27 protein-coding genes are annotated in these 26683 nt (G+C 48.6%); 9 read left to right on the forward strand and 18 right to left on the reverse strand.

Annotation, left to right across the window (positions count from 1 at the left end; all coding sequences use genetic code 11):
* Positions 1–120: 120 nt before the first annotated feature.
* On the forward strand, positions 121–1032 hold the full coding sequence (rdgC, locus tag LG381_RS20890; protein ID WP_024165072.1) for a recombination-associated protein RdgC: 912 nt from the start codon (positions 121–123) through the stop codon (positions 1030–1032).
* Between the two features lie 355 nt (positions 1033–1387).
* Here rdgC and ppnP read toward each other — a convergent pair whose 3' ends face one another.
* From ppnP to LG381_RS20915, 5 genes are all read right to left on the reverse strand, one after another.
* Positions 1388–1672 (reverse strand): pyrimidine/purine nucleoside phosphorylase, encoded by a 285-nt coding sequence (gene ppnP / locus LG381_RS20895; RefSeq protein ID WP_000941942.1) that lies wholly within the window; start codon positions 1670–1672, stop codon positions 1388–1390.
* A gap of 71 nt (positions 1673–1743) precedes the next feature.
* Positions 1744–2421, reverse strand: coding sequence for an AroM family protein (locus LG381_RS20900; RefSeq protein ID WP_001276432.1), 678 nt, complete (start codon positions 2419–2421; stop codon positions 1744–1746).
* A 257-nt stretch (positions 2422–2678) separates the two neighbouring features.
* Positions 2679–2870, reverse strand: a complete 192-nt coding sequence (gene yaiA / locus LG381_RS20905; RefSeq protein WP_001142439.1) for a protein YaiA — start codon at positions 2868–2870, stop codon at positions 2679–2681.
* A 49-nt stretch (positions 2871–2919) separates the two neighbouring features.
* Complete coding sequence (gene aroL, locus LG381_RS20910) at positions 2920–3444, reverse strand: shikimate kinase AroL (protein ID WP_222679918.1); 525 nt, start codon at positions 3442–3444, stop codon at positions 2920–2922.
* 182 nt (positions 3445–3626) lie between these two features.
* Positions 3627–4085, reverse strand: coding sequence for a YaiI/YqxD family protein (locus LG381_RS20915; RefSeq protein ID WP_000158147.1), 459 nt, complete (start codon positions 4083–4085; stop codon positions 3627–3629).
* A 119-nt stretch (positions 4086–4204) separates the two neighbouring features.
* On the opposite strand from LG381_RS20915, the gene proC reads away from it, so the two are divergent.
* On the forward strand, positions 4205–5014 hold the full coding sequence (gene proC / locus LG381_RS20920; protein ID WP_225762874.1) for a pyrroline-5-carboxylate reductase: 810 nt from the start codon (positions 4205–4207) through the stop codon (positions 5012–5014).
* Between the two features lie 17 nt (positions 5015–5031).
* On the opposite strand, the gene adrA is transcribed toward proC, so the two are convergent.
* The 4 genes from adrA to iraP all read right to left on the reverse strand — a co-directional run bounded on the left by adrA (position 5032) and on the right by iraP (position 8465).
* Complete coding sequence (gene adrA / locus LG381_RS20925; RefSeq protein WP_000484078.1) at positions 5032–6147, reverse strand: diguanylate cyclase AdrA; 1116 nt, start codon at positions 6145–6147, stop codon at positions 5032–5034.
* A 101-nt stretch (positions 6148–6248) separates the two neighbouring features.
* Complete coding sequence (psiF, locus tag LG381_RS20930) at positions 6249–6569, reverse strand: phosphate starvation-inducible protein PsiF (RefSeq protein WP_010344700.1); 321 nt, start codon at positions 6567–6569, stop codon at positions 6249–6251.
* Positions 6570–6690: 121 nt separating this feature from the next.
* Positions 6691–8103 (reverse strand): alkaline phosphatase, encoded by a 1413-nt coding sequence (gene phoA / locus LG381_RS20935; RefSeq protein ID WP_176251671.1) that lies wholly within the window; start codon positions 8101–8103, stop codon positions 6691–6693.
* Between the two features lie 101 nt (positions 8104–8204).
* Positions 8205–8465, reverse strand: a complete 261-nt coding sequence (gene iraP / locus LG381_RS20940) for an anti-adapter protein IraP (protein ID WP_000792977.1) — start codon at positions 8463–8465, stop codon at positions 8205–8207.
* A gap of 460 nt (positions 8466–8925) precedes the next feature.
* Between iraP and ddlA the strand changes: the two genes are divergently transcribed.
* On the forward strand, positions 8926–10020 hold the full coding sequence (gene ddlA, locus LG381_RS20945) for a D-alanine--D-alanine ligase (RefSeq protein ID WP_225762875.1): 1095 nt from the start codon (positions 8926–8928) through the stop codon (positions 10018–10020).
* Positions 10021–10224: 204 nt separating this feature from the next.
* Here the strand turns inward: ddlA and LG381_RS20950 are convergent, their stop codons facing one another.
* Positions 10225–10437: a DUF2754 domain-containing protein gene (locus LG381_RS20950; protein WP_016159209.1), complete on the reverse strand. Its 213-nt coding sequence runs from the start codon at positions 10435–10437 to the stop codon at positions 10225–10227.
* Positions 10438–10696: 259 nt separating this feature from the next.
* Between LG381_RS20950 and LG381_RS20955 the strand changes: the two genes are divergently transcribed.
* A complete protein-coding gene (locus tag LG381_RS20955; RefSeq protein ID WP_000763150.1) occupies positions 10697–11005 on the forward strand; it encodes a YaiY family protein in 309 nt (102 codons plus the stop codon).
* 58 nt (positions 11006–11063) lie between these two features.
* On the opposite strand, the gene yaiW is transcribed toward LG381_RS20955, so the two are convergent.
* Complete coding sequence (gene yaiW, locus LG381_RS20960) at positions 11064–12158, reverse strand: surface-exposed outer membrane lipoprotein YaiW (protein ID WP_225762876.1); 1095 nt, start codon at positions 12156–12158, stop codon at positions 11064–11066.
* A 12-nt stretch (positions 12159–12170) separates the two neighbouring features.
* Entirely contained in the window at positions 12171–13391 is a 1221-nt protein-coding gene (gene sbmA, locus LG381_RS20965) for a peptide antibiotic transporter SbmA (RefSeq protein ID WP_000477003.1), read from the reverse strand.
* Positions 13392–13742: 351 nt separating this feature from the next.
* Between sbmA and ampH the strand changes: the two genes are divergently transcribed.
* Complete coding sequence (gene ampH / locus LG381_RS20970) at positions 13743–14900, forward strand: D-alanyl-D-alanine-carboxypeptidase/endopeptidase AmpH (RefSeq protein ID WP_000830753.1); 1158 nt, start codon at positions 13743–13745, stop codon at positions 14898–14900.
* On the opposite strand, the gene iprA is transcribed toward ampH, so the two are convergent.
* Together iprA and ehaB are read right to left on the reverse strand one after the other, a co-directional pair.
* Complete coding sequence (gene iprA, locus LG381_RS20975) at positions 14901–15524, reverse strand: hydrogen peroxide resistance inhibitor IprA (RefSeq protein ID WP_010344702.1); 624 nt, start codon at positions 15522–15524, stop codon at positions 14901–14903. It lies immediately after the preceding gene.
* A gap of 85 nt (positions 15525–15609) precedes the next feature.
* Complete coding sequence (gene ehaB, locus LG381_RS20980) at positions 15610–18615, reverse strand: autotransporter adhesin EhaB (RefSeq protein WP_225762877.1); 3006 nt, start codon at positions 18613–18615, stop codon at positions 15610–15612.
* Positions 18616–19141: 526 nt separating this feature from the next.
* Between ehaB and hemB the strand changes: the two genes are divergently transcribed.
* Positions 19142–20116, forward strand: a complete 975-nt coding sequence (gene hemB / locus LG381_RS20985; protein WP_001295337.1) for a porphobilinogen synthase — start codon at positions 19142–19144, stop codon at positions 20114–20116.
* A gap of 207 nt (positions 20117–20323) precedes the next feature.
* On the opposite strand, the gene tauD is transcribed toward hemB, so the two are convergent.
* Genes tauD through tauA form a run of 4 tightly spaced genes read right to left on the reverse strand, consistent with a single transcriptional unit; the run spans position 20324 to position 23627 of the window.
* Positions 20324–21175, reverse strand: coding sequence for a taurine dioxygenase (gene tauD, locus LG381_RS20990; RefSeq protein ID WP_032224712.1), 852 nt, complete (start codon positions 21173–21175; stop codon positions 20324–20326).
* Positions 21172–21999, reverse strand: a complete 828-nt coding sequence (tauC, locus tag LG381_RS20995; protein ID WP_000114626.1) for a taurine ABC transporter permease TauC — start codon at positions 21997–21999, stop codon at positions 21172–21174. Before tauC ends, tauD begins: the two co-directional genes overlap by 4 nt.
* The gene (locus LG381_RS21000) at positions 21996–22652 is read right to left on the reverse strand and encodes an ATP-binding cassette domain-containing protein (protein WP_225762878.1); all 657 of its coding nucleotides are present in this window, start codon (positions 22650–22652) and stop codon (positions 21996–21998) included. Before LG381_RS21000 ends, tauC begins: the two co-directional genes overlap by 4 nt.
* A 12-nt stretch (positions 22653–22664) precedes the next feature.
* Positions 22665–23627, reverse strand: a complete 963-nt coding sequence (gene tauA, locus LG381_RS21005) for a taurine ABC transporter substrate-binding protein (protein ID WP_225762879.1) — start codon at positions 23625–23627, stop codon at positions 22665–22667.
* A 618-nt stretch (positions 23628–24245) separates the two neighbouring features.
* On the opposite strand from tauA, the gene LG381_RS21010 reads away from it, so the two are divergent.
* The 3 genes from LG381_RS21010 to LG381_RS21020 are packed head-to-tail and all read left to right on the forward strand — an operon-like array spanning position 24246 to position 26682.
* Positions 24246–24917: a PIG-L deacetylase family protein gene (locus LG381_RS21010; protein WP_000362065.1), complete on the forward strand. Its 672-nt coding sequence runs from the start codon at positions 24246–24248 to the stop codon at positions 24915–24917.
* Positions 24918–24926: 9 nt separating this feature from the next.
* Positions 24927–26123, forward strand: a complete 1197-nt coding sequence (locus LG381_RS21015; RefSeq protein WP_000860450.1) for a glycosyltransferase family 2 protein — start codon at positions 24927–24929, stop codon at positions 26121–26123.
* Positions 26124–26157: 34 nt separating this feature from the next.
* Positions 26158–26682, forward strand: a complete 525-nt coding sequence (locus tag LG381_RS21020; RefSeq protein ID WP_225762880.1) for an acetyltransferase — start codon at positions 26158–26160, stop codon at positions 26680–26682.
* Position 26683: the final 1 nt, after the last annotated feature.

Below are 26683 nucleotides of genomic sequence, written 5' to 3' on the forward strand. Positions count from 1 at the left end.
CTCTCCTTATTTTTTTCAATATCAATAGCGTAGAGACGGACAACCGGATTGGCAATGCAAGGCCGCCGACAATTCGTTATCATGCCCGCTAAATTTAACGACAAGGCCGTGGAAATTATCATGCTGTGGTTCAAAAATTTAATGGTTTACCGTCTTAGCCGCGAGATTTCGCTGCGTGCAGAAGAGATGGAAAAACAGCTAGCCTCGATGGCATTTACCCCATGCGGCAGCCAGGACATGGCGAAGATGGGCTGGGTTCCTCCGATGGGATCGCACAGCGATGCATTAACGCACGTTGCCAATGGTCAAATTGTTATCTGCGCGCGTAAAGAAGAAAAAATCCTTCCGTCTCCGGTGATTAAACAGGCGCTGGAAGCGAAAATCGCCAAACTGGAAGCAGAACAGGCGCGTAAGCTGAAGAAAACCGAAAAAGATTCGCTCAAAGATGAAGTGCTGCACTCTCTGTTACCGCGCGCTTTTAGCCGCTTCAGCCAGACCATGATGTGGATCGACACGGTTAACGGGTTGATTATGGTGGACTGCGCCAGCGCCAAAAAAGCAGAAGATACGCTGGCACTGCTGCGTAAAAGCCTGGGGTCGTTACCGGTTGTGCCATTGACCATGGAAAACCCGATTGAACTGACGCTGACCGAATGGGTACGCTCCGGTAGCGCGGCGCAGGGCTTCCAGTTGCTTGATGAAGCCGAGCTGAAATCGCTGCTGGAAGATGGCGGCGTGATCCGCGCGAAGAAACAGGATCTGACCAGCGAAGAGATCACCAATCACATTGAAGCCGGAAAAGTGGTGACTAAACTGGCGCTCGACTGGCAGCAGCGCATTCAGTTTGTGATGTGTGATGATGGTTCGCTCAAACGCCTGAAATTCTGCGACGAACTGCGCGATCAAAACGAAGATATCGACCGAGAAGATTTCGCCCAGCGTTTTGACGCCGATTTCATCCTGATGACCGGTGAACTGGCGGCATTAATTCAAAACCTGATCGAAGGATTGGGTGGCGAAGCACAACGTTAATTGCTGATTTGCCTTCAATGCCGGATGCGACGCCAGGCGCGTCTTATCCGGCGTAAAAAGTCAAACCTGACATTGATATAATCATTCGCGATTTTTAAGGCGATAACCGGTGTTTCCACTATTTTAAATTACGCGCGGATAACTGATGCAATGAATTTATAGACGGTTCGTCAAAGTCAGTAATACAAGTTATCAACCTATTATTTTTATTCACAATCTTCGCTAAGGTTTATATCAATTTGATATTTTATGTATATATCGAAAATATAAAAACCAGCAGCCACTGGCGTTTATTATTACCAAAATAAAGAATATTCCAGAAAAATGCCCTCCCATTAAATGGGAAGGCGAGATATTACAGATAGCGGCACAAATAAGAGGTCGGTTCAGCAACTTGCAGATGGAACTCGCTGTGGCCGGGAACATTAAATACAGAGCCGGCTTCATACACTTGCCAGTCGGTCGCGTCAGGCAGTAACACATTCAGCGCCCCGCTGATTACCGTCATCTCTTCAGGTTCGGCGGTGCTGAAGGTGTATTCGCCTTCAACCATGACACCAACGCTGGCGCGACCAGTGCTGCTGCTGGAAAAGCCGATCGATTTCACTTTGCCGGAAAAGTACTCATTACTTTGAAGCATAAACTGGCCCTGTCTGGTAGTTGAACGTCTACTTCACTATAGGGGCCAGAGGCGCTGGCTGTCACGCAAAATCACATCAGTAATTCTGCAGCCAGCCTTGTAATCAATACGTTAGAGAGCAAAACAGGAACATCGAGCTGTTTTTGCAGTAAATCACGATGGCGCTGATTAAATCCCAAACAATCCAGCATGATGACATCCGCACCGTTTTCCAGTAGTTCTTTCCCGGCATCAATGATTTTCTGTTCAGAATCATGAATAGGGTTCCCCAGGGAAAACAAGGGCGGTTTCTGCAAGATTTGCCATTTTTGTGCCTGAACGTGCAACAGTTCTTCAACCGGTACGATTACACCGACCTGATGACCTTCGACAATGGTAGAAACCAGCGGTGGCAATATACGCAACGGCTCCAGAAAGATTGTATTACGCGCCGTCATACTGCTAATGTTTGCCGTACTCATCAACAAAATGACGTCGTAACCCTGGTTATCAAGCACTTCAACCACGCTTTGCAGATCGCGTTCTACTTTACGACGCGAGACGTGAGCCGGTTGATTGTCATTTAATAATGTAAGAATCGTTTCTTCGCCTGCTTCTGGCGCATACTCCGCCATCACTTCTTCGCGGCTTAACTTCCCCAGCAGGCTATGATGGGAAATGTTATTTTCGTCAATGTACTCAGTCAGGAGCGGTAAAACTTCCTGCATAGGTACAATGCCGATGGTCAGGATCGCCAACGACGCACTCATTGTTATTCCACCTTACTTTTACTTCGTCGTTAATTACCGGGCAAATGTTAAGCACCACTGCTGGCACTTACCTGTGCTACAAATGACAAAAAGCGTAGCAGTAGACGCGCCCGGAATAATGTAAAGATTCCAAATGATTCCAGTAATAGATTGTTATTGTTTAATATTCTAATTATTTGAAAAACATGAATTGTGAAAAATGTGACGCAGATCCTTTGTAGTAGCACTCAGAGTCCCTTCCGAGCAGTCTGATACGGTCACTCTTTGTCAGGATCCTCATAGCGTTTTTTAGCATCCATCGCTTCCTGAGCGGTCGGATGTTCGCTGATTAAAGAGTCAGGTTTGGGATGATCGGCTCTGAGCTGATACCAGGTTACGGTCTGCCCTGGTTTTCCTTTTTCAATCGTTACAATATATGCTTCACGAGGATAAGGCGGTTTCGTTGGCATCGTTCTTCCTTATTTCACGGGATGAACGTTAAGTATAGGCGCTCGGGAGTCAACAATTGATCGTCTGTGCCAGGGCGCTACGAATTTCAGAAATCACCTGACTGGGTTCATTATTAGCGTTAATGATAATATGCGCGACTTCACGATATAACACATCGCGTTCTTCCAGTACTTCCTGAACTTCTTCACTTAGCGGCTTTCCGGTTAAAGTTGGCCGCAAATCCTCTTCGGGTGCCGCTTGCAGGCGATTAACCAGTACCGCTACTGGCGCACACAGATAAACCACAATCCCGTTATTACGCATGTAGTGACGATTAAATTCCGTCAGAATAATGCCGCCCCCCGTGGCGATAACGGTCGATGGTGCTGTCACCGCTTCCAGTGCTGCGGTTTCTCTGGCGCGAAATCCGGCCCACTCTTCCCTTTCGACGATCTCCGCGACCGTCATATTGAGCTGTGATTGCAACCACTGGTCGGTATCGACAAACCGACGGTTAAGCGAATCGGCAAGAGCCATTCCGATCGTTGTTTTACCACAGCCCCGAGGCCCGATCAGAAAAAGAGGTTGTGTCATCGTGGGTTTTCCCCAAAAGGTCGCAATGCGGCGAAAGCCGGGTTCGTAAGAATAGCGATCATACCATCAAGCTAGTACAATTTCGATTGTAAAGAAATAATTCCACTTAGGGTGAAATTTTCAATACACTCTTTACTATACCAAGAAATGCTCAAGAAAGAAGTGTAACTAATAAATTACATTCATGAGCGACTACGTTGCACTTCCAGCCACCACTTTTCCAGTTCTGCTGCGAATGCCTGGCGGTCACGCTGCGAAAAGCTATCTGGCCCTCCGGTCTGGATACCACTGGCGCGTAAGGTATCCATAAAATCGCGCATCATCAGACGTTCACGAATGGTCGCTGGCGTGTAACGTTCACCACGTGGATTAAGTGCCGCTGCTCCCTTCTCAATGGCTTCAGAAGCCAGAGGAATGTCTGCGGTGATCACCAAATCGCCCGCTTCACACTGACGTACAATTTCATTATCGGCAACGTCAAAACCTGCCGCGACGCGCAGCGTGCGAATAAATGGCGATGGCGGTACACGTAAACTCTGGTTAGCCACCAGTACCAGCGGCATTTGCATACGTTCAGCCGCGCGATACAAAATCTCTTTAATTACATTGGGACACGCATCGGCGTCCACCCAAATTGTCATAAACTCATCCTTTGTTGGGTAATCCTCTATTGTGTCGCGCTTTTGCCTTCCGGCATAGTTCTGTTTATGCTTCTGCCAGCGATTATCAAAACAATGAATTTCACGGCAGGAGTGAGGCAATGGAAAAGAAAATCGGTTTTATTGGCTGCGGTAATATGGGAAAAGCCATTCTCGGCGGTCTGATTGCCAGTGGTCAGGTGCTTCCAGGGCAAATCTGGGTGTATACCCCCTCCCCGGATAAAGTCGCTGCTTTACACGATCAATTCGGCATCAACGCCGCAGAGTCAGCGCAGGAAGTGGCACAAATCACCGACATCGTTTTTGCCGCCGTTAAACCGGGCATCATGATCAAAGTGCTTAGTGAAATCACGTCCAGCCTGAATAAAGACTCGCTGGTTGTCTCTATTGCAGCGGGCGTCACACTCGACCAACTTGCCCGCGCACTGGGCCATGACCGGAAAATTATCCGCGCTATGCCAAATACCCCTGCGCTGGTCAATGCCGGGATGACTTCCGTAACGCCAAACGCGCTGGTTACGCCTGAAGATACCGCTGATGTGCTAAATATTTTCCGCTGCTTTGGCGAGGCGGAAGTGATTGCCGAACCAATGATCCATCCGGTGGTCGGCGTGAGTGGTTCTTCTCCTGCCTATGTCTTTATGTTTATCGAAGCGATGGCCGACGCAGCCGTGCTGGGGGGAATGCCACGCACGCAGGCGTATAAATTTGCCGCCCAGGCGGTAATGGGTTCTGCAAAAATGGTGCTGGAAACCGGAGAACATCCGGGCGCGTTGAAAGATATGGTTTGCTCACCAGGAGGCACCACCATTGAAGCGGTGCGCGTACTGGAAGAGAAAGGTTTCCGTGCCGCAGTGATCGAAGCAATGACGAAGTGTATGGAAAAATCAGAAAAACTTAGCAAGTCCTGATGCACTCTCCCCGGACGTCAGGCCGCCACTTCGGTGCGGTTACGTCCGGCTTTCTTTGCTTTATAAAGTGCCATATCTGCCGATTTCAGCCACTCACGATAGTGACTCATTTGCGGGCTCAGCGGCGCGACACCGACACTTATCCGCAACATTACCTGCGGCGTATTTGGTAAACGTAATGTATTTAACCCTTCATGTACCCGTAACATGGCGGTAATGGCATTTTCTGCTGGCGTACCAGACATAATCACCGCAAATTCATCCCCCCCAAAACGACCAATCACATCACTACCGCGCAGAGTAATTTGTAACTGACGGGTGAGAGCAACTATCGCTTCATCGCCCACATCGTGGCCCCAGGTGTCGTTGATACTTTTGAAATGGTCGATATCGATGATTAACAACGTCGCATCGCGGTTATGTCGCCGACAATTATCAAACTCATTGCGCAACATTAGTTCCCAGTGACGCCTGTTGTAAACGCCCGTCATGCCATCACGGGTACTCATTACCTGCAATCTGCGTTTATGTTCTGCAAGTTTTGTTGCCGTCTGATAGCTAACCCAGCCAAACAGCAAAGGATAAATGACGATAATGGGCAGTGAGAGCCACCATTCCAGCGGCGCACTATTTAGTGACACCGTGATACCCGTCAGTTCGAGGGTGACAAGGCAGGAAACGACCATCAGCACCAGACCAGCGACGAACAGACGAGGGCCACCGGCTCCCATCAAATTCAGACACATAATCATCAACATCGCGATCGAAGGCAGCACGTTTACGCCCATCACGCCTACCCACATTCCCGCTAACACCGCATCGGTTTTTAAGTTGTAAATTTCCCGACCAAGCGGATCAATGGCTCTGCTCGCTAACTGCCAGGCTAAATGCGGCCAGACAAAAGCCCAGCCCACTAACACCAGCCACCACCAGCCCGACGGCGGATGCGAAACCAGCGTTGAAGCAATCGGTAAGAACATCCCCGCCAGTCCTACCATACGGGGTAACCTGACGCGCCGGGCGAAGCGCAGCCCGGAACGCTGATGTTCGTTTTGAGGAGTTAATGGTGGTTCCTCCCCGTACGCCGCCGCTTTTTTGAAAAAATTTTCATCATTCATTATTTTTGGGAACATTCAGAAACAATTTTCCCAAATTATAGAGACGGGGCGAAAAGCGGAAGTATGATATTTCGGGTGAGCCATTTTCTTAGCTCACCCGTTAGCACTATCAGGGATCAGGCGGCGTTCTTAAGACAGGTACTCATAAACTTATTGCGATCATCGCCTTTCAGAGATTGCTGCGTCGCCTGGCCATTGCATTCACGCATCTTCTGCTGCTGCGGCGTCAAGCTCTTCTCGCCGGGCGCAGATTTACTGTTCTTCAGGCAATCACTCATATACGTCTTACGGGCATCCCCTTTCAACGCCTTCGCCGTCGCCTGTTGGTTACAGGAGGTCATACGTTGTTGTTGCGGGGTTAACGTCTTCTCGGCAGCGCCGACAGTGGTTAAAAAAACTAAACCGAATAACAGGGTAACCAGTAATGTTATTTTCATAGCACCATCCCTCTTCACATTTTAACCAAGAGCGTTTGCGCCCGTGATCTGCCTTTAAGTCTGGTTGCTAACAGAAAAAATACCAACCGGCGGCAAAAATTCACCGCCGGATGCGTTTTGACTACAGACCCAGCGCGGCTTTCATGGTGTAGAAGAGATCGGTCTGATCGGTCAGACCAACCACGTTGGCAGCGTGCGGACCATAAGCGGCAATACGCAACTGGCTGCCGGTATGTTCTTGTGAATCTTCTTCCGAGTTACCGTAGCTCATTACCATCACTGCACCATCTTTGGTCATTAATGCCTGAGTCAGACCCGGAGCTTTGGTATCCGGCGCGACAATCTGGCTGGCGTGAGCGTGGTCAGCGGTAACTATCACCAATGTATTGCCATCTTTTTTGGCAAACTCAAGCGCACGTTGTACCGCTTCATCGAGGTCAACCGTCTCACCAATTTGCCCACAAGGATTAGCGGCATGATCCTGTTTATCGATAGATGCACCTTCAACTTGCAGGAAGAATCCTTTCTCGTTTTTACTCAATAACTCAATAGCTTTATCGGTCATCTGCGCTAACGTCGGCACACTGTCATTTCGTTGCGGATTCGGGGTACAGGTTACTGCGGGTTTATCGATATTACCGTGATAAGACGCCTTCGGCCCTTCCCAACGAACTGGCATATTGCCGTCAGAAAACAGCCCAAGTAGCGGTTTATCCTGATTTGCCTCTGTTACTGCCTCCAGCGACGCTGCGTCACTCACTAACTGATAGCCGCGAGCCTGCGCCTGTTCACGCAGCGTTTTTCCCTGCCACTCACCGGCGGTTGCCGTTTCTGCAAACGTTTTTGCACCGCCGCCAAGCGTAACATCGGCACGGGCGTTAAGAAGTTGTTCGGTAATGGAACCTTTACCGCCTTTTTCCAGCGCATTACTTGGACATTTTTCACTGGTCACGCTCGGTCCGTAGCATTTGCGCGATGTCACATGCGCCACCAGCGCGGCGGGTGTGGCATCCTGCAATTCTGCCGTTGAAACGTTGCCGGTCGCCAGTCCTGCGGCTTTTGCCATCTCCAGAATCGTTGGATGATCTTTTTCATGAATATCGACGCCCAGCGCGCCGTTATAAGTTTTGACGCCAGTTGACCAGGCGGTTGCTGATGCAGCGGAGTCGGTGACATAGTCCGGTTTACCGGTTTTTTTATCCAGCGAGTAGTGGGTGTATTGTCCGGTAAGCGGTAAGGCATCGATTCCTTTAAAAAAACCGCCCGCACCTTCGGCATAATTTCGTGCGGCAGTTATTTCCGAATCCCCCATCCCATCGCCAATAAGTAAAATAATATTTTTCGCCGGTTTATCGCTAAGAGAATCACGCAAGGCAGCAGTCTGATCGCCAGTTAAACGGCGAGCGCCGCCCGGCGTAGTAATATCTCCCTGTGCAGCTCGTTTTTCCAGAATGGGTACATCAGGTGTCCGGGCTTTTGTCACAGGGGTAAACAGTAACGGTAAGAGAGCCAGTGCAATAGTGCTTTGTTTCACTTTATTTTCTCCATGTACAAATACAGTAAAAAATAAAAACAAAGCGACTATAAGTCTCTGCCGTGACAGCTTTATGACAACGGTTGAAAAGGTTTAACGTTTTACTGACGAGGATGCCTCAATAACTTTTTTACGTAATCGCGCAGCAGCTCCGTATCGTCGTCAGGAATGCTGGCATCGGGCTTTACCGCGTACAGAGCCCCCTCAACCTGATCAATCAACTGCTGTTGGTCTTTTTGCGTCATATTGCGAAGCATCGCGGTGACTATAATCTCCAGTGCCTCAACCTGCGCGCACAGTTCTTTCGACTCTTCTTCTTTTTGGGCAAGCTTAAATAACAACTCAGCAATGAGATTTTTCATGTCTGTATTTCCTTATCCAAAGTATGGAGAAGTTAACATTATGCTTCATAACTGCATAGGGGTTGTAAGTAGTATTTTTATGACACAGGAAATACTTTGCAAAAATATTTGCACATATTTATCAGCGAAACGTTTCTCTTATTTAAATAATTCCCTTATAAATAAAACAGCTATTCAATTATAAAGCATTAATATAATAAAAAGTTATGAAATATATTTACTTCGTTAACTTATTATTAAGCTATTCACTGATTGAACCATGGTTAATACCAGAGATAAATTAGCTTCCCGTTCATCATTTTTGTGATCTAACGCACATAATTTAGCCATTGATATTTCTCAGTCAGTACGCTGGGCGCTTTGTGACCAGAAGATTGCAACATTCTGTCAGAAGGCCGCGAATCAACCGTTTTGTCGTGGTAATGTATGTGCTTTATGTTCGACGGGATAGGTTTTTAAGATGGAAAAACTGCGGGTAGGTATCGTTTTTGGTGGAAAATCAGCGGAACATGAAGTGTCTTTGCAATCGGCAAAAAACATTGTTGATGCCATTGATAAAAGTCGCTTCGACGTTGTGCTGCTGGGCATTGATAAACAAGGGCAATGGCACGTCAGCGATGCCAGCAATTATCTGCTAAACGCAGACGATCCTGCCCATATTGCGTTGCGTCCTTCGGCGACCAGCCTTGCGCAGGTGCCGGGTAAACATGAACACCAGCTTATTGATGCACAGAATGGTCAACCATTACCAACGGTGGATGTCATTTTCCCGATTGTCCACGGTACGCTGGGCGAAGATGGCTCCCTGCAGGGGATGTTACGCGTCGCCAATTTACCATTTGTTGGTTCCGATGTTCTGGCTTCTGCTGCATGTATGGATAAAGATGTCACCAAACGTCTGCTGCGCGATGCCGGGCTAAACATTGCGCCATTTATTACCCTGACGCGCGCTAATCGTCACAACATCAGTTTTGCCGAAGTGGAGTCTAAACTGGGGTTACCGCTGTTTGTAAAACCGGCTAATCAGGGCTCTTCTGTTGGTGTCAGCAAAGTAACCAGTGAAGAACAGTACGCAATTGCCGTCGATCTGGCGTTCGAGTTCGATCATAAAGTGATCGTTGAGCAAGGGATCAAAGGTCGTGAGATCGAATGCGCAGTTCTGGGCAACGACAATCCGCAAGCCAGCACCTGTGGCGAGATCGTACTCACCAGCGATTTCTATGCCTACGACACCAAGTACATTGACGAAGATGGCGCGAAAGTGGTAGTTCCGGCTGCCATTGCGCCAGAAATCAACGATAAGATCCGGGCGATTGCGGTTAAGGCTTACCAGACGTTGGGATGTGCTGGCATGGCGCGTGTAGACGTCTTTTTAACGCCGGAAAACGAAGTGGTGATCAACGAGATCAACACGCTGCCAGGCTTCACTAATATCAGCATGTATCCGAAATTGTGGCAAGCCAGCGGCCTGAGTTACACCGACCTGATCACGCGTTTGATTGAGCTGGCACTGGAACGTCATGCTGCGGATAACGCATTGAAAACCACTATGTAATTTTCAATCGCCCGGTAATATTTTTATTGGGCGTTTAAGACTGATAGCAAAGGTAAGATTGCCTGATACGCTTCGCTTACCAGGCCTACCAGATAATTGCAATGTATTGATTTTGCACTATTTTGTAGGCAGGGTAAGACGTTCAAGCCATATCCGGCAAAACAACGAGCACTTTGTCAGCACTCCAGAACGCCCAATCCTCTGTTATTGGGCGTTTTCAGTATCCTCTTCGCGACGACGAATAATCATTCCCGCCAGCCAGAAGCTAATCACCCACGTCAGCAGACCGACTGCATAGGTTTGCCAGCCTTTTGCTTCAAATCCCAGCAACCCCACCACACCGTTAAGAATGAAAATCAGGCCAATAGCGAACGCATAATAGTGCCAGTCACGGCGGATTTTTACAGGCAGATTCATGGCGGCTCCGTTAACGAAAAATAACATCCTCGCATAATCGATAACATACGTCTGTGGTGTAGACAGCATTTCCCGTATCGTTAAAAAATTTAACTTAAAGTTACCTTTTTGTGACTCATGGCGAATATTCACGCTTCGGGAATATTCCCACCATCAATTTACCATGATTCTGATATTGACAATCTAAATGACCTGTCAGACTTGCCATAAGCCGCTGGTATCACACCAGAAGAGAAGCAGATGACTTCCGGAGGTTTTTATGGCTGATTTCACCCTGTCAAAATCGCTGTTTAGCGGAAAATATCGCAACGCCTCTTCAACGCCTGGCAACATTGCCTATGCGCTGTTTGTACTGTTTTGCTTTTGGGCTGGGGCGCAATTGCTTAATCTCCTGGTACATGCGCCCGGCGTTTATGAGCGTTTGATGCAGGTGCAAGAGACAGGCCGTCCACGGGTGGAAATTGGTCTGGGAGTCGGCACTATTTTCGGGCTGATCCCGTTTTTAGTTGGCTGCTTCATTTTTGCAGTGGTGGCGCTATGGCTGCACTGGCGACATCGCCGCCAGTAAGATTTACTTTGCCAGATGCGGCCTAAAACGCCTTATCTGGCCTGGTGTTCTCGATCGATCACTGTTTCATACAACGCGCACGTCGTTCATCAACGCGCTTCGCAAACCATGCGGTGGTAAGATTACGGGTGATTTTCGGGCTTTCCAACTGAATGCCAGGCAACATCTCTCGTGGCAAAGATTTCCCCGTTTTCGCTTCTGCAAGCTGATAAACTTTCTTGTACAGCGCCGTCTCTTCAAAAGAGAAGCTATCCCCTTTCTCTAACTGTCGGCGGATTTCGCTGTCGCTCATTCCCAGTTTGCCCGCCAGTTTGCGCGTTGCCAATTCTGTTTTCCCAGGCTCTTTGCTGTCATAGCGAATTAAATCACCATCCAGCGCCAGCTTCACGCCGCTGGCTTTACTGACCGCGTTCTGAAACGCGGCATTCCGGCTGGCATACCAGCCAGCGTTAAAATCGGCAAAACGGAAGATTGGCGCACTGTAACTCGCAGGATAATTCAGTAAATGGTAAGTACCGAACCACAAGCCACCGCGACGACTGAAGACTTCCTGACGTACCGTTCCGTCCATTTTCCACGGATAACCTTTGGTGTGCTGTTCGGCAAAAGCAATGCTGACCTGCATCGGCCCACCGGTGCGTACCGGGTTGAGCGAACCAAACAGCGTCTGCCCCATCGGCACCATGCTGATCAGATCATCAAAAATCGCGCTTAACTGCTTTTCTGTACGCACAGAATCTAATCGTTCGCTGTAACTTTTGCCGTTTGGCGATTTAATTTTTAGCGCGGTATGAACCAAAAACGCGGGGATATGCATCCGTTCGGCGCGACGGTCAATCTCTTGCCAGGCAATTTTGCTTAAGCCCGGAACAGCCGGATCTGCCTGATAATTTGACTCCTGCTGCGCCACTGCCAGCACCGAGCAGACGTTTTCCAGCGTCGGTGCCAGCCCCTGACTTTCAAAAGTGGTGGCAAGATCTTTCGCCCAGGCATCGCGGTCTTTCACGTTGGCGGGTAACTTCTGCCGCACCACGCTCGCCACATCTATCGCTTTTTCACCCTTTTTCAACGGTTGCGGAGCCTGACTACTACACCCCGCTAAAACCAGAACTACCAATAATGAAAGCGAAGAAAGACGAGTGACCTGCGACATTACCTCTCCTTTTTAACTCAACGTATGGGTTACTTCCTGAATTTTGTCACTATCCAGCTCATGTTCAAAGCTACGCAGACGTTTGTAGATAGACATCAGCTCAACCAGCGTAGTCCACGAGTTAATCAGATACTGGAAAGCACCACGAACCTGACCGAAAACGTTGGTAATTTGCGTCATCAGTCCGAGCGTAATCGTACCGGCAACAATCGACGGAAACAGCAGGAACAAACCGAAAACGTTATCGACTTGCAAATAGAGGATACGGGCGATGTTGAAATACATATAGTGAAAATAGAGGCGGAAATAGTTTTTCCGCACGGCGCTGAACAACTCACGTACCGTTGGCGGCGTCGCGCGCGATGCATCATCTTCACCGTAGACCAACTCTTTACGATAAGCCGCTTCTACGCGTTGGTTTTTAAATTCCAGCCCCGGCAGTTTGATACCCACAACCGCCAGCAATCCGGTTCCCATCAACGACCATACGATGGCTGCAATCACCAGTCCATATGGTATATGCCCGATAATCGGCAATTCCGGTACATGTGCGGAGAGCGTCACCAGTACCGGTAAGAAAGCGATTAACGTCATGATAGCGTTAATAAAACTGACACCCATATTCTCCAGCGTTGAGGCAAAACGCATAGTATCTTCCTGCACACGCTGGGCGGCACCTTCGATATGACGCAGTTGTTGCCAGTTCGCCATGTAATATTCGTTCATCGCCGTACGCCAGCGAAACACGTAATGGCTGACAAAGAAGTTGTTCAGCACACTGATTACCACAGCAATCAGCGCGATTCCAAGAAAGACGCCCACTTCGCGATAAAATTGTTCGATGGTGACTTTATGCGGCGAACTTAGCGCGGTTTGAATCAGGTCATAGAACGGTGCATACCAGGCGTTGACGGCAACCCCAACTTCCACCAGAAACCAGGTTACGAAGATAATCAGCGCAGTGCCGAGTATTGACCAGTATTGCCAACGATGCGGACTGTAGATAAACCAGAACAGCGCAAAAAGCCCTACACAAACAATGTAGTAAGCGTAAAAAACCAGGAAGTCTAACGACCAGAAACGTGCGGCGCTAATCGGGATCTGCCCAGTAGCTCCGGTGATACGCGCCACCCAATCACCACCACCGGCTTGCCAGAAGATCACGGCAATCAGTGCCCAAATAAAGGCCGAGAGAAAAAAGGCTCCCGGCTTTGGGAAAAAAGACTTAAACATATGCTCTCCTGCTAACTTCTTATCGTTTTAACAACTGCTGTGCATTAACCGCATGATTGCTCCGAGGAGCCAGCTAAATGAAACCGCCCATTGTGACCAACGGCAAGGTACTTAGTTCGTCATGCTGACCGTAAGAATTGTTTCGACGGATTTCACAAACAAAGGATTGTTTACATTAGCAGATTCACACGCGCAGGATCACAAATGCAGGCATTGGTGCTCAGGAAAAAGATCGTGTTTACGCGCCGTTACGTTTTTAGCACTATTATTGCACTAATTCGCCCTTTGCAATCCATCTATGAGTAGTATAAATACGCTCAGTTACCTTCATTTAATTTATGGACACCACCGTTGAAACGTAGTCTGCTTTTTTCTGCCGTGCTGTGTGCGGCGTCATTGACCTCCGTCCATGCGGCACAGCCGATCACCGAACCGGAGTTCGCCTCTGATATTGTCGATCGCTATGCCGATCATATTTTTTACGGCAGCGGTGCCACGGGGATGGCACTGGTCGTTATTGACGGTAATCAGCGCGTCTTTCGCAGTTATGGGGAAACGCGTCCCGGTAATAACGTTCGCCCACAATTAGACTCTGTGGTGCGAATTGCGTCCCTCACTAAACTGATGACCAGTGAAATGCTGGTTAAGCTGCTCGATCAAGGCACGGTGAAGTTAAACGACCCGTTAAGTAAATATGCTCCACCAGGCACACGCGTGCCGACCTACAATGGAAAGCCCATTACGCTGGTGAATCTGGCAACCCATACCAGCGCCCTGCCGCGTGAACAGCCTGGCGGTGCAGCAAATCGTCCGGTGTTTGTCTGGCCGACACGCGAACAACGCTGGAAATACCTTTCTACGGCGAAGCTGAAAGCCGCGCCCGGCAGTCAGGCTGCATACTCTAACCTTGCGTTTGATCTGCTGGCGGATGCGCTGGCGAATGCGTCCGGAAAGCCTTATACACAGTTGTTTGAAGAGCAGATCACTCGTCCGTTGGGGATGAAAGACACCACCTACACGCCATCGCCAGATCAGTGCCGACGTTTAATGGTTGCCGAGCGCGGTGCCAGTCCGTGCAATAACACGCTGGCGGCAATCGGTAGCGGCGGCGTCTATTCCACGCCTGGCGATATGATGCGCTGGATGCAGCAGTATTTGTCGTCTGATTTTTATCAGCGCAGTAACCAGGCGGATCGTATGCAGACGCTGATTTATCAACGCGCGCAGTTTACGAAAGTGATCGGCATGGATGTACCTGGCAGAGCGGATGCGCTCGGTTTAGGCTGGGTATATATGGCGCCGAAAGATGGGCGTCCGGGAATTATTCAGAAAACTGGTGGCGGCGGCGGATTCATTACCTATATGGCGATGATCCCGCAAAAAAATATTGGTGCTTTTGTGGTCGTCACTCGCTCGCCGTTGACTCGCTTTAAAAACATGAGCGATGGTATCAATGATCTGGTAACCGAACTGAGCGGGAATAAACCGCTGGTCATCCCCGCGTCCTGATTAATACTCTGAAGGCAAACGGTTGATAGCGACCAGTTTGCCTTTATTCATTTCGATATAGCCGCCTTTGCGCAAAGCCGCGAGAACTTCTGCGACGACGGAACGTGATATGCGTGTACGTTGATGGATATAATTCATCACACCAATACGTGCGCGTAATTCGTCATTCCAGTCAATCATTGATAATAAAGTGGCACGAATTTGTTCGTAAGAATTATGTCCAATAAGCTGAACGTCACGTAATTCCAGAATTCGATTTTGCCATGCTAACCAGTAAAAAGCGTCACGCCAGAGTTGATGTTGTTCAATCAGAGAAATGGTTTGTTTGGCAGGCAGATGATATCCCGTACAGTTTCCTTCTGATATTAATTTGTATGGTATATCGTTTTTCATTAAACCATCAGCCAGTCCCATAATAAAAGGAGCCTGGGTAATACCGATAAGTACATTTTCTTCTCTACGCAGAGAGATAACACCTTCTAAAATAACGAATGTGTCTTCGCTATTAACGTCACTTGAAAATATAACTTGCTTTTCATTATTAAACTCGAAGCGAGTGCCGTATCTGGACAAACATTTATCGAGCTTACCAAATTCCTGAAGCGGTTTAACTACAGATAACATTTGCGCGTCCTTTGCAGTAATGCCCGTCAAATCCTTGACGGGCATTATTTAGATTAAATTACCTATTTCTTCGCAGTGAAGAATATTACCAGGTATATTTAACACCCACGTTCGCGGACCAGTCTTGATCTACGTCACCACCACCGAGGTAGTTAGCATCGGTATAGGCACTGAAGTTTTTGGTGAAGCTGAACTGAGTACCCAGACCAACACGTACCGCAGACCCTTCAGTACCGTTATCGATGGAATCGCCGTTCACATCGTTATCGTTGTTAGAGTCGTCGTAAACGTAAGCCAGTTTGAAGTACGGAGTCAGAGCCTGGTCTTCGCTGTAGGTGAAGGTATAACCTGCATCTACACCCAGTTCATAACGCATACTGTCGTAAGACTGACCGTCAACTTTCATGTCGTTGCTCAGCTGGTAGTCATCACCAGACTGGAACAGACCAGAAACGCTGCCGTAAGGAGTCACGTAACCAGCATCACCCAGTTTGAAGTCGTAACCGGCTTTCAAACCGAAGCCCCAAGCGTCGGAGTTGGTGCTACCGTCAACGTAAGTACCGTTGCTCATGGTTGCAGACAGATCGTTGTTGAAGTGAGAGTAGCTCAGGCTACCATCAACAAAGATGTTGTTCGCGAAGCGAGCAGAAGAGTAGATGTAGGCAGACTGGCTGTCTTGATCTACCTGACCAGAACGGTCGTTCATGTCACCTTTAGCGAAGCCTGCTGCTGCACCGACGATCCACTTAGCGTTGTTACCGTCAACTTTGGTATCAACACCGACCATGATGCCGTTAACATCCTGATCATAGTTGATGGTGCCGTTGTCGCCGTTAAAGTTACCACCGAAGTAGCTTACCCATGCGCCGCCGTTATCAGCCAGGCCATGACGAGAGTTGGTCAGACGAGTACCAACGGTGTCTTGTTCCAGGTTCCAGATATTGGTGTTTGCAGACGGGATGCTCAGCGCCATGTTAGCGTAGTCGGTCAGCTCCATCTGTTGCAGAACAACGGTGTTACCGCGCTGTTCAGCCTGATAGGTGTATGCACCCAGGTCAGCTTTGTTAGCAGCAGAGAAGGTAGCGTTGCTGTTTTTGTCGTTAACGTAAATCAGCTCGTTGCCGTTGTAGTCAGCGATAGAACCAGCACCAGTAGCGTTGTCGATACGGACTTTGTAGTTACCGGTTGCAGCTGCAACATGGTCACCGTTGTTATCAACTTCGTTCTGACCGGCTTCGATAGAAGCAGTGTTATCGTTATCGCCGTTACCGTTAATGGTCAGGTGACCATCAGAGTTCATTGCGATTAAGCCATAACCGTAGTTTGACTTGGTAGTATCGTTGGTACGGTCGTTGGTCAGGTCTGCATCAAGTACGAAGCGGTTGCTTTCGATGTTGAACACACCAGCGCGAATGTTACCACTGGTATCAGTAGTGCTGGTCAGGTTCAGAGTATCAACCTGAAGAGCATTCGCCGCAGTGTTACCGACATCCAGAATACCGTCGTTAGTAACGTTGATGGTGTTCGCATACAGAGCAGCATCACCTACAGCCCAACCAGCAGAAACTTCATCAGAAATGGTTACGGTACTGTTGTCGACAGTCAGTGAATCAGTTGCAACATGACCATCTTCGTTGATGTTCAGCGCAGAAAGACCTGTCAGAGAGATAGAATCAGAAATCAGCGTTGAATCAGCAACATTAACAGTTGAACCACTGTTGATGCTCAGGGTGTCAATCAGAGAAGTTTTGGTGGTATCCCACTGTGAACCAGTGTTCAGGGTCACATTGAACAGACCGCTCTGGTAAACCTGATTACCAGTAATATGGTCGAATTCACTGTAACTTGTATCATCGTTTTCAACACCAACGGTTGATAACGGCCACAGGCTATTAGTCGCAATATCAATCAGAGTTGCAGTTGCTTCGGTGCCAACACCGTATGTAGCGATGTCACCTTTACCATCTCCATCAACATCAATAGAACCTGTTTGATGAACAGATTGTGCTGCCCCTACCCATTTACTACCGTTATTTAATGTCAGATCCAAGCGATCTGTTCCATCCCAACCGTTGGTGTCTACTTCACCATCAGCATCGCGATAACTATCTGCACCACGCGGGAAGAAGTTTTCATCAAAGTTGCTAGAGAAGATTACATCGCCCATCAAAGTAGAGTTACTAAAGTCAGCGGTAGTCTGCATAGCATTATCAGCATTCGGATGTGCAACTACAGCTAATGCAACATCATCCCAGCTTGCAATAGTGCTATCAGCAACACCATCTCCGTCAGTATCTGCGGTGACAAAGTTAGATTTACCACTATATTCGCTGGCATTACCAGTATTACCAAACCAGCCAGTAGTACCTTCATCAGTCCATGAACCAGAGGTCACGGTAGAATCTTTAACAGTGATGGTGTTATTAAACACTTCGCTGCTATTTACGCCAGTGCTAACTGTGTTGTCGTCGATATCCTCCCACTCATAACCCTGAGTCAGCGTAATACCTGCTACGTGAGAGTTATTAGAGATGGACAGATCAACTTCCTGATCCAGAGTGATGGCAGTACCGATGTTATAAACGTCTACAACATGAGTATCAGCGGCATTATTGTAGGTGCCGTTATATGTGTAGTGTTCGTAGTTATCGTCGATTGTTGAATTATCAACAGTCAGCGCCAGACGATCATGATAGTAATCATTCGCGCGATCTGTACAACCGTCTTTGGTCATGCACTCGGAATAAATCATACCGTGAATAGTGCTGTTTTTGATTGTCAGACTATTGGCGTTGGTATTGGTAGAAATACCGTCGTCCAGATAGTAAGTAGAAATCACGCCATTAACGGTAGCGTTATTAATGACCGGGTAAATATCGCCGTTGTAGTAGCTATCTGCGGCATAGTTGTTCCAGCCTGCATAACCATCATAGTAAACGTCATCAGCATAGGTGGCGTCGTTGTAGTGATGGAAAGTATTGTAAGTTTGACCAGAAATATCGTTGGTCGCTGCATTAGCCTGAGAGGTGATAGCCAGAGTGCAAGCCAATGCTAATTGTGATACTACAAGTTTCTTTTTCCAGGAGTGCATTTGTCATCCCTCCTCAGGGACGTAATAAGTTGATCCATCAATTATCAATGCATAGAAAACATATTATGTTTCGCGTTTACGATTATGCGGCGTTACAGATGAATGGTTCAATTATTCTTTCCCCTAAGTCCGAATGTGGACATATATGAATAACGTGTAAACACAGATCACAAAAACAGACAAAAACCTAACATTTCAATCTGTTAATGACAGCATTGATTTCAAAGTTATATACTCTACAAATATTACATCAGCAAATTAGACAAATAATGTATTAATAAACAATGAACTTTAAGTCATTCTATTTTTAACAGCGCAGTCAAGCTCCCAAAAACAATAATTAGGGGGAATTAATAAAAATTAAAAATATTTTCAGTGAATATGAAAATATTGCTATTTATATTAAAAAGATGTCCAGGCCGGTCTTTCATTCTCTTCTTGTCAACATCGCGACAACTTTCGTAAAACACCCCCGCCCTGCTTCAGGTATACTATGTCCCTCGATTCCACAAACATCAGGCAGACCATGACAGACTTAATCCAACGCCCTCGTCGCCTGCGCAAATCTCCTGCGCTGCGCGCTATGTTTGAAGAGACAACACTTAGCCTTAACGACCTGGTGTTGCCGATCTTTGTTGAAGAAGAAATTGACGACTACAAAGCCGTTGAAGCCATGCCGGGCGTAATGCGTATTCCAGAGAAACATCTGGCGCGCGAAATCGAACGTATCGCCAACGCCGGTATTCGGTCAGTAATGACTTTCGGCATCTCTCACCATACCGATGAAACGGGCAGCGATGCCTGGCGGGAAGATGGTCTGGTGGCGCGTATGTCACGCATTTGCAAGCAGACCGTGCCTGAAATGATCGTTATGTCAGACACCTGTTTCTGCGAATACACCTCTCACGGTCACTGCGGTGTGCTGTGCGAGCACGGCGTCGACAACGACGCGACCCTCGAAAATTTAGGCAAACAAGCAGTGGTCGCTGCTGCTGCAGGTGCAGACTTCATCGCCCCTTCCGCCGCAATGGACGGTCAGGTACAGGCGATTCGTCAGGCGCTGGACGCTGCGGGTTTTAAAGATACGGCGATCATGTCGTATTCGACCAAGTTCGCTTCCTCCTTTTATGGTCCGTTCCGTGAAGCTGCCGGAAGCGCATTAAAAGGTGACCGCAAAAGCTATCAGATGAACCCAATGAACCGTCGCGAAGCGATTCGTGAATCACTGCTGGATGAAGCTCAGGGCGCAGACTGCCTGATGGTTAAACCAGCCGGAGCGTACCTGGACATCGTGCGTGAGCTGCGTGAACGTACTGAACTGCCGATTGGCGCGTATCAGGTAAGCGGCGAGTACGCGATGATTAAGTTCGCCGCGCTGGCGGGTGCTATAGATGAAGAGAAAGTAGTGCTCGAAAGCTTAGGTTCGATTAAGCGTGCGGGTGCGGATCTGATTTTCAGCTACTTTGCGCTGGATCTGGCTGAGAAGAAGATTCTGCGTTAATTTTGTTTCCTCTCAGAAAGGGGGAGTTAACCTGTTGAAAGTACGGTGAACGCCCCCTCACCCTAACCCTCTCCCCAAGGGGCGAGGGGACCGTCCGCACTCGCTTCATCTATATCACCGTTCTTTCGCCGCTCGAGGGGACCGTCCGTATTCGTTTTATCTAAATCACCTTTCTTTCGCCACACGAGGGGACCGTCCGCGCTCGTTTCACCCCGCCCGATAAAACGGTTTATCCCCGAGGATCGTCGCCCGATGCATAATCCGCCGCTGTGGCAGATAATCTGCATTCGCATAGTGCTGAGTCACGCGGTTATCCCAAATCGCGATATCATTTGGCTGCCAGCGCCAGCGCACCTGAAACTCCGGTTTGGTGATATGGGTAAATAAAAAGCCTAGCAAGGCTTCGCTCTCTTTCTCACTGACATCGACAATTCGCGTGGTAAATCCTTCATTAACAAACAACGCCTGTTTACCGCTCACCGGATGCGTTCGCACCACCGGATGTAGTAAAGGAGGATTTTTCGCTGCCGCCTCGCGCCAGCGTTGATGCTCCTCCTCCGTTTTGCGGTATTTGTATTCCGGGAACGATTTACGGAAATCATGCTCCGCGCGCAGCCCGCTCAACAACTGACGGAAGGGAACAGAGAGCGCCTCATACGCCGCAATACCACTGGTCCATAGCGTATCGCCCCCGGTTGATGGCAACTCTTTCGCTGCCAGAATCGCTCCCGCTGGCGGCGTTTCAATAAATGTCACATCGGTGTGCCAGTTGTCGTTATCCGGCGGATTATCGTTATGGGTATCCAGCACGATGATCTCGTCAACCCCTTCGGCATGAGGGTAAACAGGATGAATATGTAGCTCGCCAAAACGCTGGGCCAGCGCGCGTTGCTGCTGTGGCGAAATGGCTTGTTCACGCAGAAACACCACCTGATGGCGCAACACCGCATGGTAAAGCTGTTCAAACTGATTATCACTTAACGGACGCGTCAGGTCGGCACCCGAAATTTGTGCGCCGATATACGGCCCCAGCGGGGTAATGCTCAGACGTTCACTCATTGTACTTCTCCATGCCAGGGCGTCAGGCGGCGCTGTAACGCACGCAGACCCAGTTCTAAAAGAAAGGCGATAATCGCAATCACCGCGATCCCCGCCAGCACCACGTCAGTTGCGAGAAACTCACCCGCTGACTGAACCATAAAACCTAAGCCTCGCGTCGCGGCAATCAGCTCCGCCGCCACCAGCGTAGACCAGCCAACCCCCAGACCAATACGTAATCCGGTGAGAATTTCCGGCAGCGCGCCAGGCAGAATGACAAACCACAGCACCTGCGTGCGACTGGCGCCCAGCGACTGCGCGGCACGAACGCGAACCTGCTGCACGCTTTTCACCCCTGCCAACGCCGACATCGCCACCGGTGCAAAAATCGCTAAATAGATCAGTAAGATCTTCGAGGTTTCACCAATACCAAACCAGATCACCATCAGCGGCAAATAGGCCAGCGGCGGCACAGGGCGATACAGTTCAATTACCGGATCCAGAATGCCGCGCACCGTCGGGCTTAGCCCCATGGCGATCCCAACCGGAATGCCGATTAACACCGCCGCAAGTAGCGCCAGCACAATGCGCGTCAGGCTGGCTGCCAGATGCTGCCACAGCGTGGCGTCCATAAATCCTTGCGTTCCGGCAATGGTGAGCAGTTTTGCCAGTACCTGTTGCGGCGGCGGCAAAAACAGCGGGCTAATCAGTTGCAGCGCCGCCACTGCCCACCATAAAGTCAGTAAAACCGCTAGTGTGCCAATGCTTAAAGTGACCTGACGCGAGAGCGGCCAGCGCAATTTCAGCCGACGCGAATGCATTTTTTCATTAATAAGCACACTCATGAGAACGCCTCTCGTTGCTCAAATACGCGGCTTAAAACATATTCGCGCATGGCGATGAATTGTGGATCGGACTTGATGCTGCGGCTAGACTCTCCCGCAACAAAGCGGCGGGCGAAGGTGAGCCGCAGACGCCCCCGCACACGACCCCGCCCCGGGGAAAGCAGAAACAGTTCGGGCGCCATAAACACCGCTTCTTCTATATCATGGGTAATCAACAACACCTGCTTGCCTGTCTCCTGCCAGAGTTTCAGCAGCAGTATTTGCATCTGGTCGCGGGTGAAGGCATCCAGCGCGCCAAACGGTTCGTCGAGTAATAACATCCGGGGATTAGCCGCCAGCGCGCGGGCAATCCCTACCCGCTGACGCTGACCGCCAGAAAGCTGCCAGATGTCGCGTTTTCCCGCACCTTCCAGCCCGACTTTTTTCAGCATTTGGTGAGCGATTTCCAGACGTTGCTTTTTCTCCATCCCCGCCAGTTGAATGCTGCCTTGCTGATAATGCACAAAACCAGCAATCAGATTCAGCAAAGTGGTTTTGCCGCAGCCGGACGGCCCCAGCACCACCAACAGTTCGCCGCTTTCCAGCGTCAGGTTGATATCTTCCAGCGCCGGTTTACCGCCATAATCGGCATAGAGATGAGAGATTTGCAGCATTCGCGCCTCCTTTTATTGCACGAAGCGCGAGGTAACGTACTGGCTGTAATCATTCGCCACGGCGGGAACTTTACCCTGCTCTTTCAAAAACTGCGCGGTGTCGATGATCGCTTTGTTCACCGCTCCGGTCAGTTCTGCCGTTTGCTGCTGCGGCGTCAGATAGGTATTTCCCTTGACCAGCCCCGGTACGTCCGCTTCCGGTACACCGCTCAAGCGCGCCAGTTTGCTGATGTTTTCCGGCTGTTTCAGCCACGCGTCCGGATTCGCAATGTACGGTTGCTGGGCATCAATGGCGCTTTTAGCGAACGCTTTCACCACCTCAGGATGTTTCTGGGCAAAATCTTTGCGCACTACCCAAACGTCCAGCGTCGGCGCGCCCCACCGCCCGACCTGTTCAGAATCGGTCAACACCTTGCCGTCTTTTTCCAGCGTATTAACCGCAGGTGCCCAGACATAAGCGCCATCAATATCTCCCCGTTGCCAGGCGGCAATAATCGCTGGCGGTTGCAGGTTCACAATCTCCACTTGTCCGGGTTTAATGCCCCAGTGTTTCAACGCTGCCAGCAGGCTGTAGTGCGTGGTGGAGATAAACGGCACGGCGATGCGTTTGCCAATCAGATCTTCGGGTTTGCTGATGTTTTTCTTAACTACCAGCGCCTCGGAGTTACCCAGTTTTGACGCCAGCAAGAAAACTTCAATCGGCACCTGCTGGCTGGCAGCAACCGCTAACGGGCTGGAACCGAGATTACCGATTTGCACGTCGCCAGAAGCCAGCGCCCTAACGATGCTGGCTCCGCTGTCAAACTTGCGCCAGTCCACGGTCGCCCCGCTCTCTTTGGCAAAGGTGTTATCAGCCTGAGCCACTTTCGCCGGTTCGGCGGAGGTTTGATACGCCACGGTGACGTTCACCGCCTGCGCCTGAAAAGTGATGAATGCCAGTGTGGCAAGAAGTGTGTTACGCGATGAAATTGCCATAATTGTCTGCTCCCCTGTCTTGTTATGAGAGCAGTATTCGCGGAGAAAGATATTTGATAAAAGAATTAATCATTATGGACAATATGTTTTTATTCTTAGCAAAAAAATGGCAAACGATAGATGAGTTATGCATTTACCAACCGTTTTCCTACAAAGCAATGCCACATTTACTTTTATATACGAATAAAAATTCAAACAATAAAAATTTATTTCACCCTCCACCAACCAGACAACCAATAATAAATATATATATTATTTTTATTTTATATAATGCAATCTTCAAAACCTCTTTGCCATACCAATTCATTCATAAAACGAATATAAAAAGTAATGGTTGATAGAAGATATTTTTTAAATGCAATTAATTGACAAACTAAATCACATCTAAATACAATATGTAAAAAATATAATCACGCTCACAAAACACACAAATGTTTAACATATGATGCACACAAATCAAACTTATACCGCTTACGGCCCTCCGGGCATTAATTGACCTGTTCTCAGGATTATTCTTTTTTACCGCGTGTCATTTTTAACATCTGAGTATGTTGCAGAGGGTTGCCGCTCTGCATTCGTCGCGCTTTCAGCATAATAATTACAATGGAGTGTCATGAATTGGATAAGGTTTTAAATTCTGCGTTGCATTCTTCAGCAGAAAAGAGGAAAGGTATTCTTGCGATTGGTGCGCATCCTGACGATATTGAATTAGGTTGTGGCGCATCGCTTGCTCGTCTTGCGCAGAAAGGATTTTATATCACCGCCGTTGTCATGACTGCTGGCGATTCGGGTGTAAGCGAAATCATCGATCGTCATGAAGAATCTCGCGAAGCATTAAAGATGTTGGGGTGTCAGAAAACTATTCATCTTAATTTTTCAGACACCCGTACACATCTGCAACTCAATGATATGATTTCCTCCCTGGAAGATATTATTAAAAATCAAATTCCCGCTGATGTAGAAATCATACGGGTATATACCATGCATGATGCTGACCGCCATCAGGATCATCTGGCAGTTTATCAGGCATCAATGGTTGCCTGCCGCACTATTCCACAGATCCTCGGCTATGAAACGCCAAGCACCTGGCTTTCATTTATGCCCCAGGTTTTTGAATCCGTAAAAGAAGAATATTTTACCGTAAAACTTGCAGCGTTAAAAAAACATAAAAGCCAGGAGCGACGTGATTATATGCGTCATGAACGTTTACGTGCTGTTGCACAATTTCGCGGACAACAGGTCAATAGTGATCTGGGTGAAGGCTTTGTTATTCATAAAATGATTCTTTGAGCAGACTTAATGAAAACCTGGATCTTTATATTTATGGCCGTAGCAATATTGCTATGGTTTTTGAGTACGTTAAGGCGTAAGCCCAGCCAAAAGAAAGGCTGTATTGACGCGATTATTCCTGCCTATAACGAAGGCCCCTGTCTGGCACAATCACTGGATAATCTGCTGCGCAATCCTTATTTCTGCCGGGTAATTTGTGTTAACGACGGCTCCACGGATAATACCGAAGCGGTAATGGCGGAAGTCAAACGCAAATGGGGCGACCGCTTTGTTGCTGTTACGCAAAAAAATACCGGCAAAGGCGGCGCTCTGATGAACGGCCTGAACTACGCCACCTGCGACCAGGTTTTTTTAAGCGATGCTGACACCTATGTTCCGCCCGATAAAGACGGAATGGGTTATATGCTGGCGGAAATTGAGCGCGGCGCTGATGCCGTCGGCGGCATTCCTTCCACAGCGTTAAAAGGCGCAGGTTTGCTGCCTCATATTCGCGCCACGGTAAAACTGCCGATGATCGTTATGAAGCGCACGCTACAACAGCTTTTGGGCGGCGCGCCCTTTATTATCAGCGGTGCCTGTGGGATGTTCCGTACCGATGTATTGCGTAAATTTGGTTTCTCGGATCGTACCAAAGTCGAAGATCTGGATCTCACCTGGACGTTGGTCGCCAATGGTTACCGCATTCGTCAGGCGAATCGCTGTATTGTATACCCTCAGGAATGCAACAACCCGCGTGAGGAGTGGCGTCGCTGGCGGCGCTGGATTGTGGGTTACGCGGTCTGTATGCGTCTGCATAAAAGGCTTTTATTTAGCCGTTTCGGCATCTTCAGTATTTTCCCTATGCTGTTGGTCGTGCTCTATGGCGTTGGGATTTATCTAACCACCTGGTTTAATGAATTAATCACCACCGGGCCACATGGCGTGGTACTGGCCATGTTTCCGCTTATCTGGGTCGGCGTAGTTTGTGTTATTGGTGCTTTTAGCGCCTGGTTTCATCGTTGCTGGTTGTTGGTGCCTTTAGCGCCACTTTCCGTTGTGTATGTATTATTAGCTTATGCCATCTGGATTATTTATGGACTTATTGCCTTTTTTACTGGACGCGAACCTCAGCGCGACAAACCCACCCGTTATTCCGCACTGGTGGAAGCGCCAACCGCTTATTCCCAACCTTCTGTCGCAGGAACTGAAAAGCTATCTGAAGCTTAATGTTAAAGAGAAAAATATTCAGATTGCTGACCAGGTGATTATTGATGAAAGTGCCGGTGAAGTTGTTATCGGTGCCAATACCCGCATTTGCCACGGTGTGGTTATTCAAGGGCCGGTAGTGATTAGTGCAAACTGCCTGATAGGTAATTATGCGTTTATTCGCCCCGGTACGGTAATCAACAATGGCGTAAAAATTGGTTTTGCCACTGAAATCAAAAATGCGGTTATTGAGGCGGAAGCGATGATTGGACCGCAATGTTTTATTGCCGATTCCGTTGTTGCAAGCCAGGCATATTTGGGCGCACAGGTGCGTACCAGTAACCATCGACTGGATGAACAGCCAGTATCGGTTCGCACCCCAGAGGGTATTATCGCTACCGGCTGCGATAAATTAGGTTGTTATATTGATCAGCGTTCACGTCTTGGCGTGCAGGTAATTATTTTACCTGGCCGAATTATTTCGCCAAACACGCAACTTGGCCCGCGCGTTATTGTAGAACGCAATTTACCTACCGGAAATTATTCACTCCGGCAAGAACTTATCCGTACAGGAGATTAAA

It is taken from the genome of Escherichia sp. Marseille-Q3837, from assembly GCF_916618735.1.
Lineage (GTDB): Bacteria > Pseudomonadota > Gammaproteobacteria > Enterobacterales > Enterobacteriaceae > Escherichia > Escherichia ruysiae.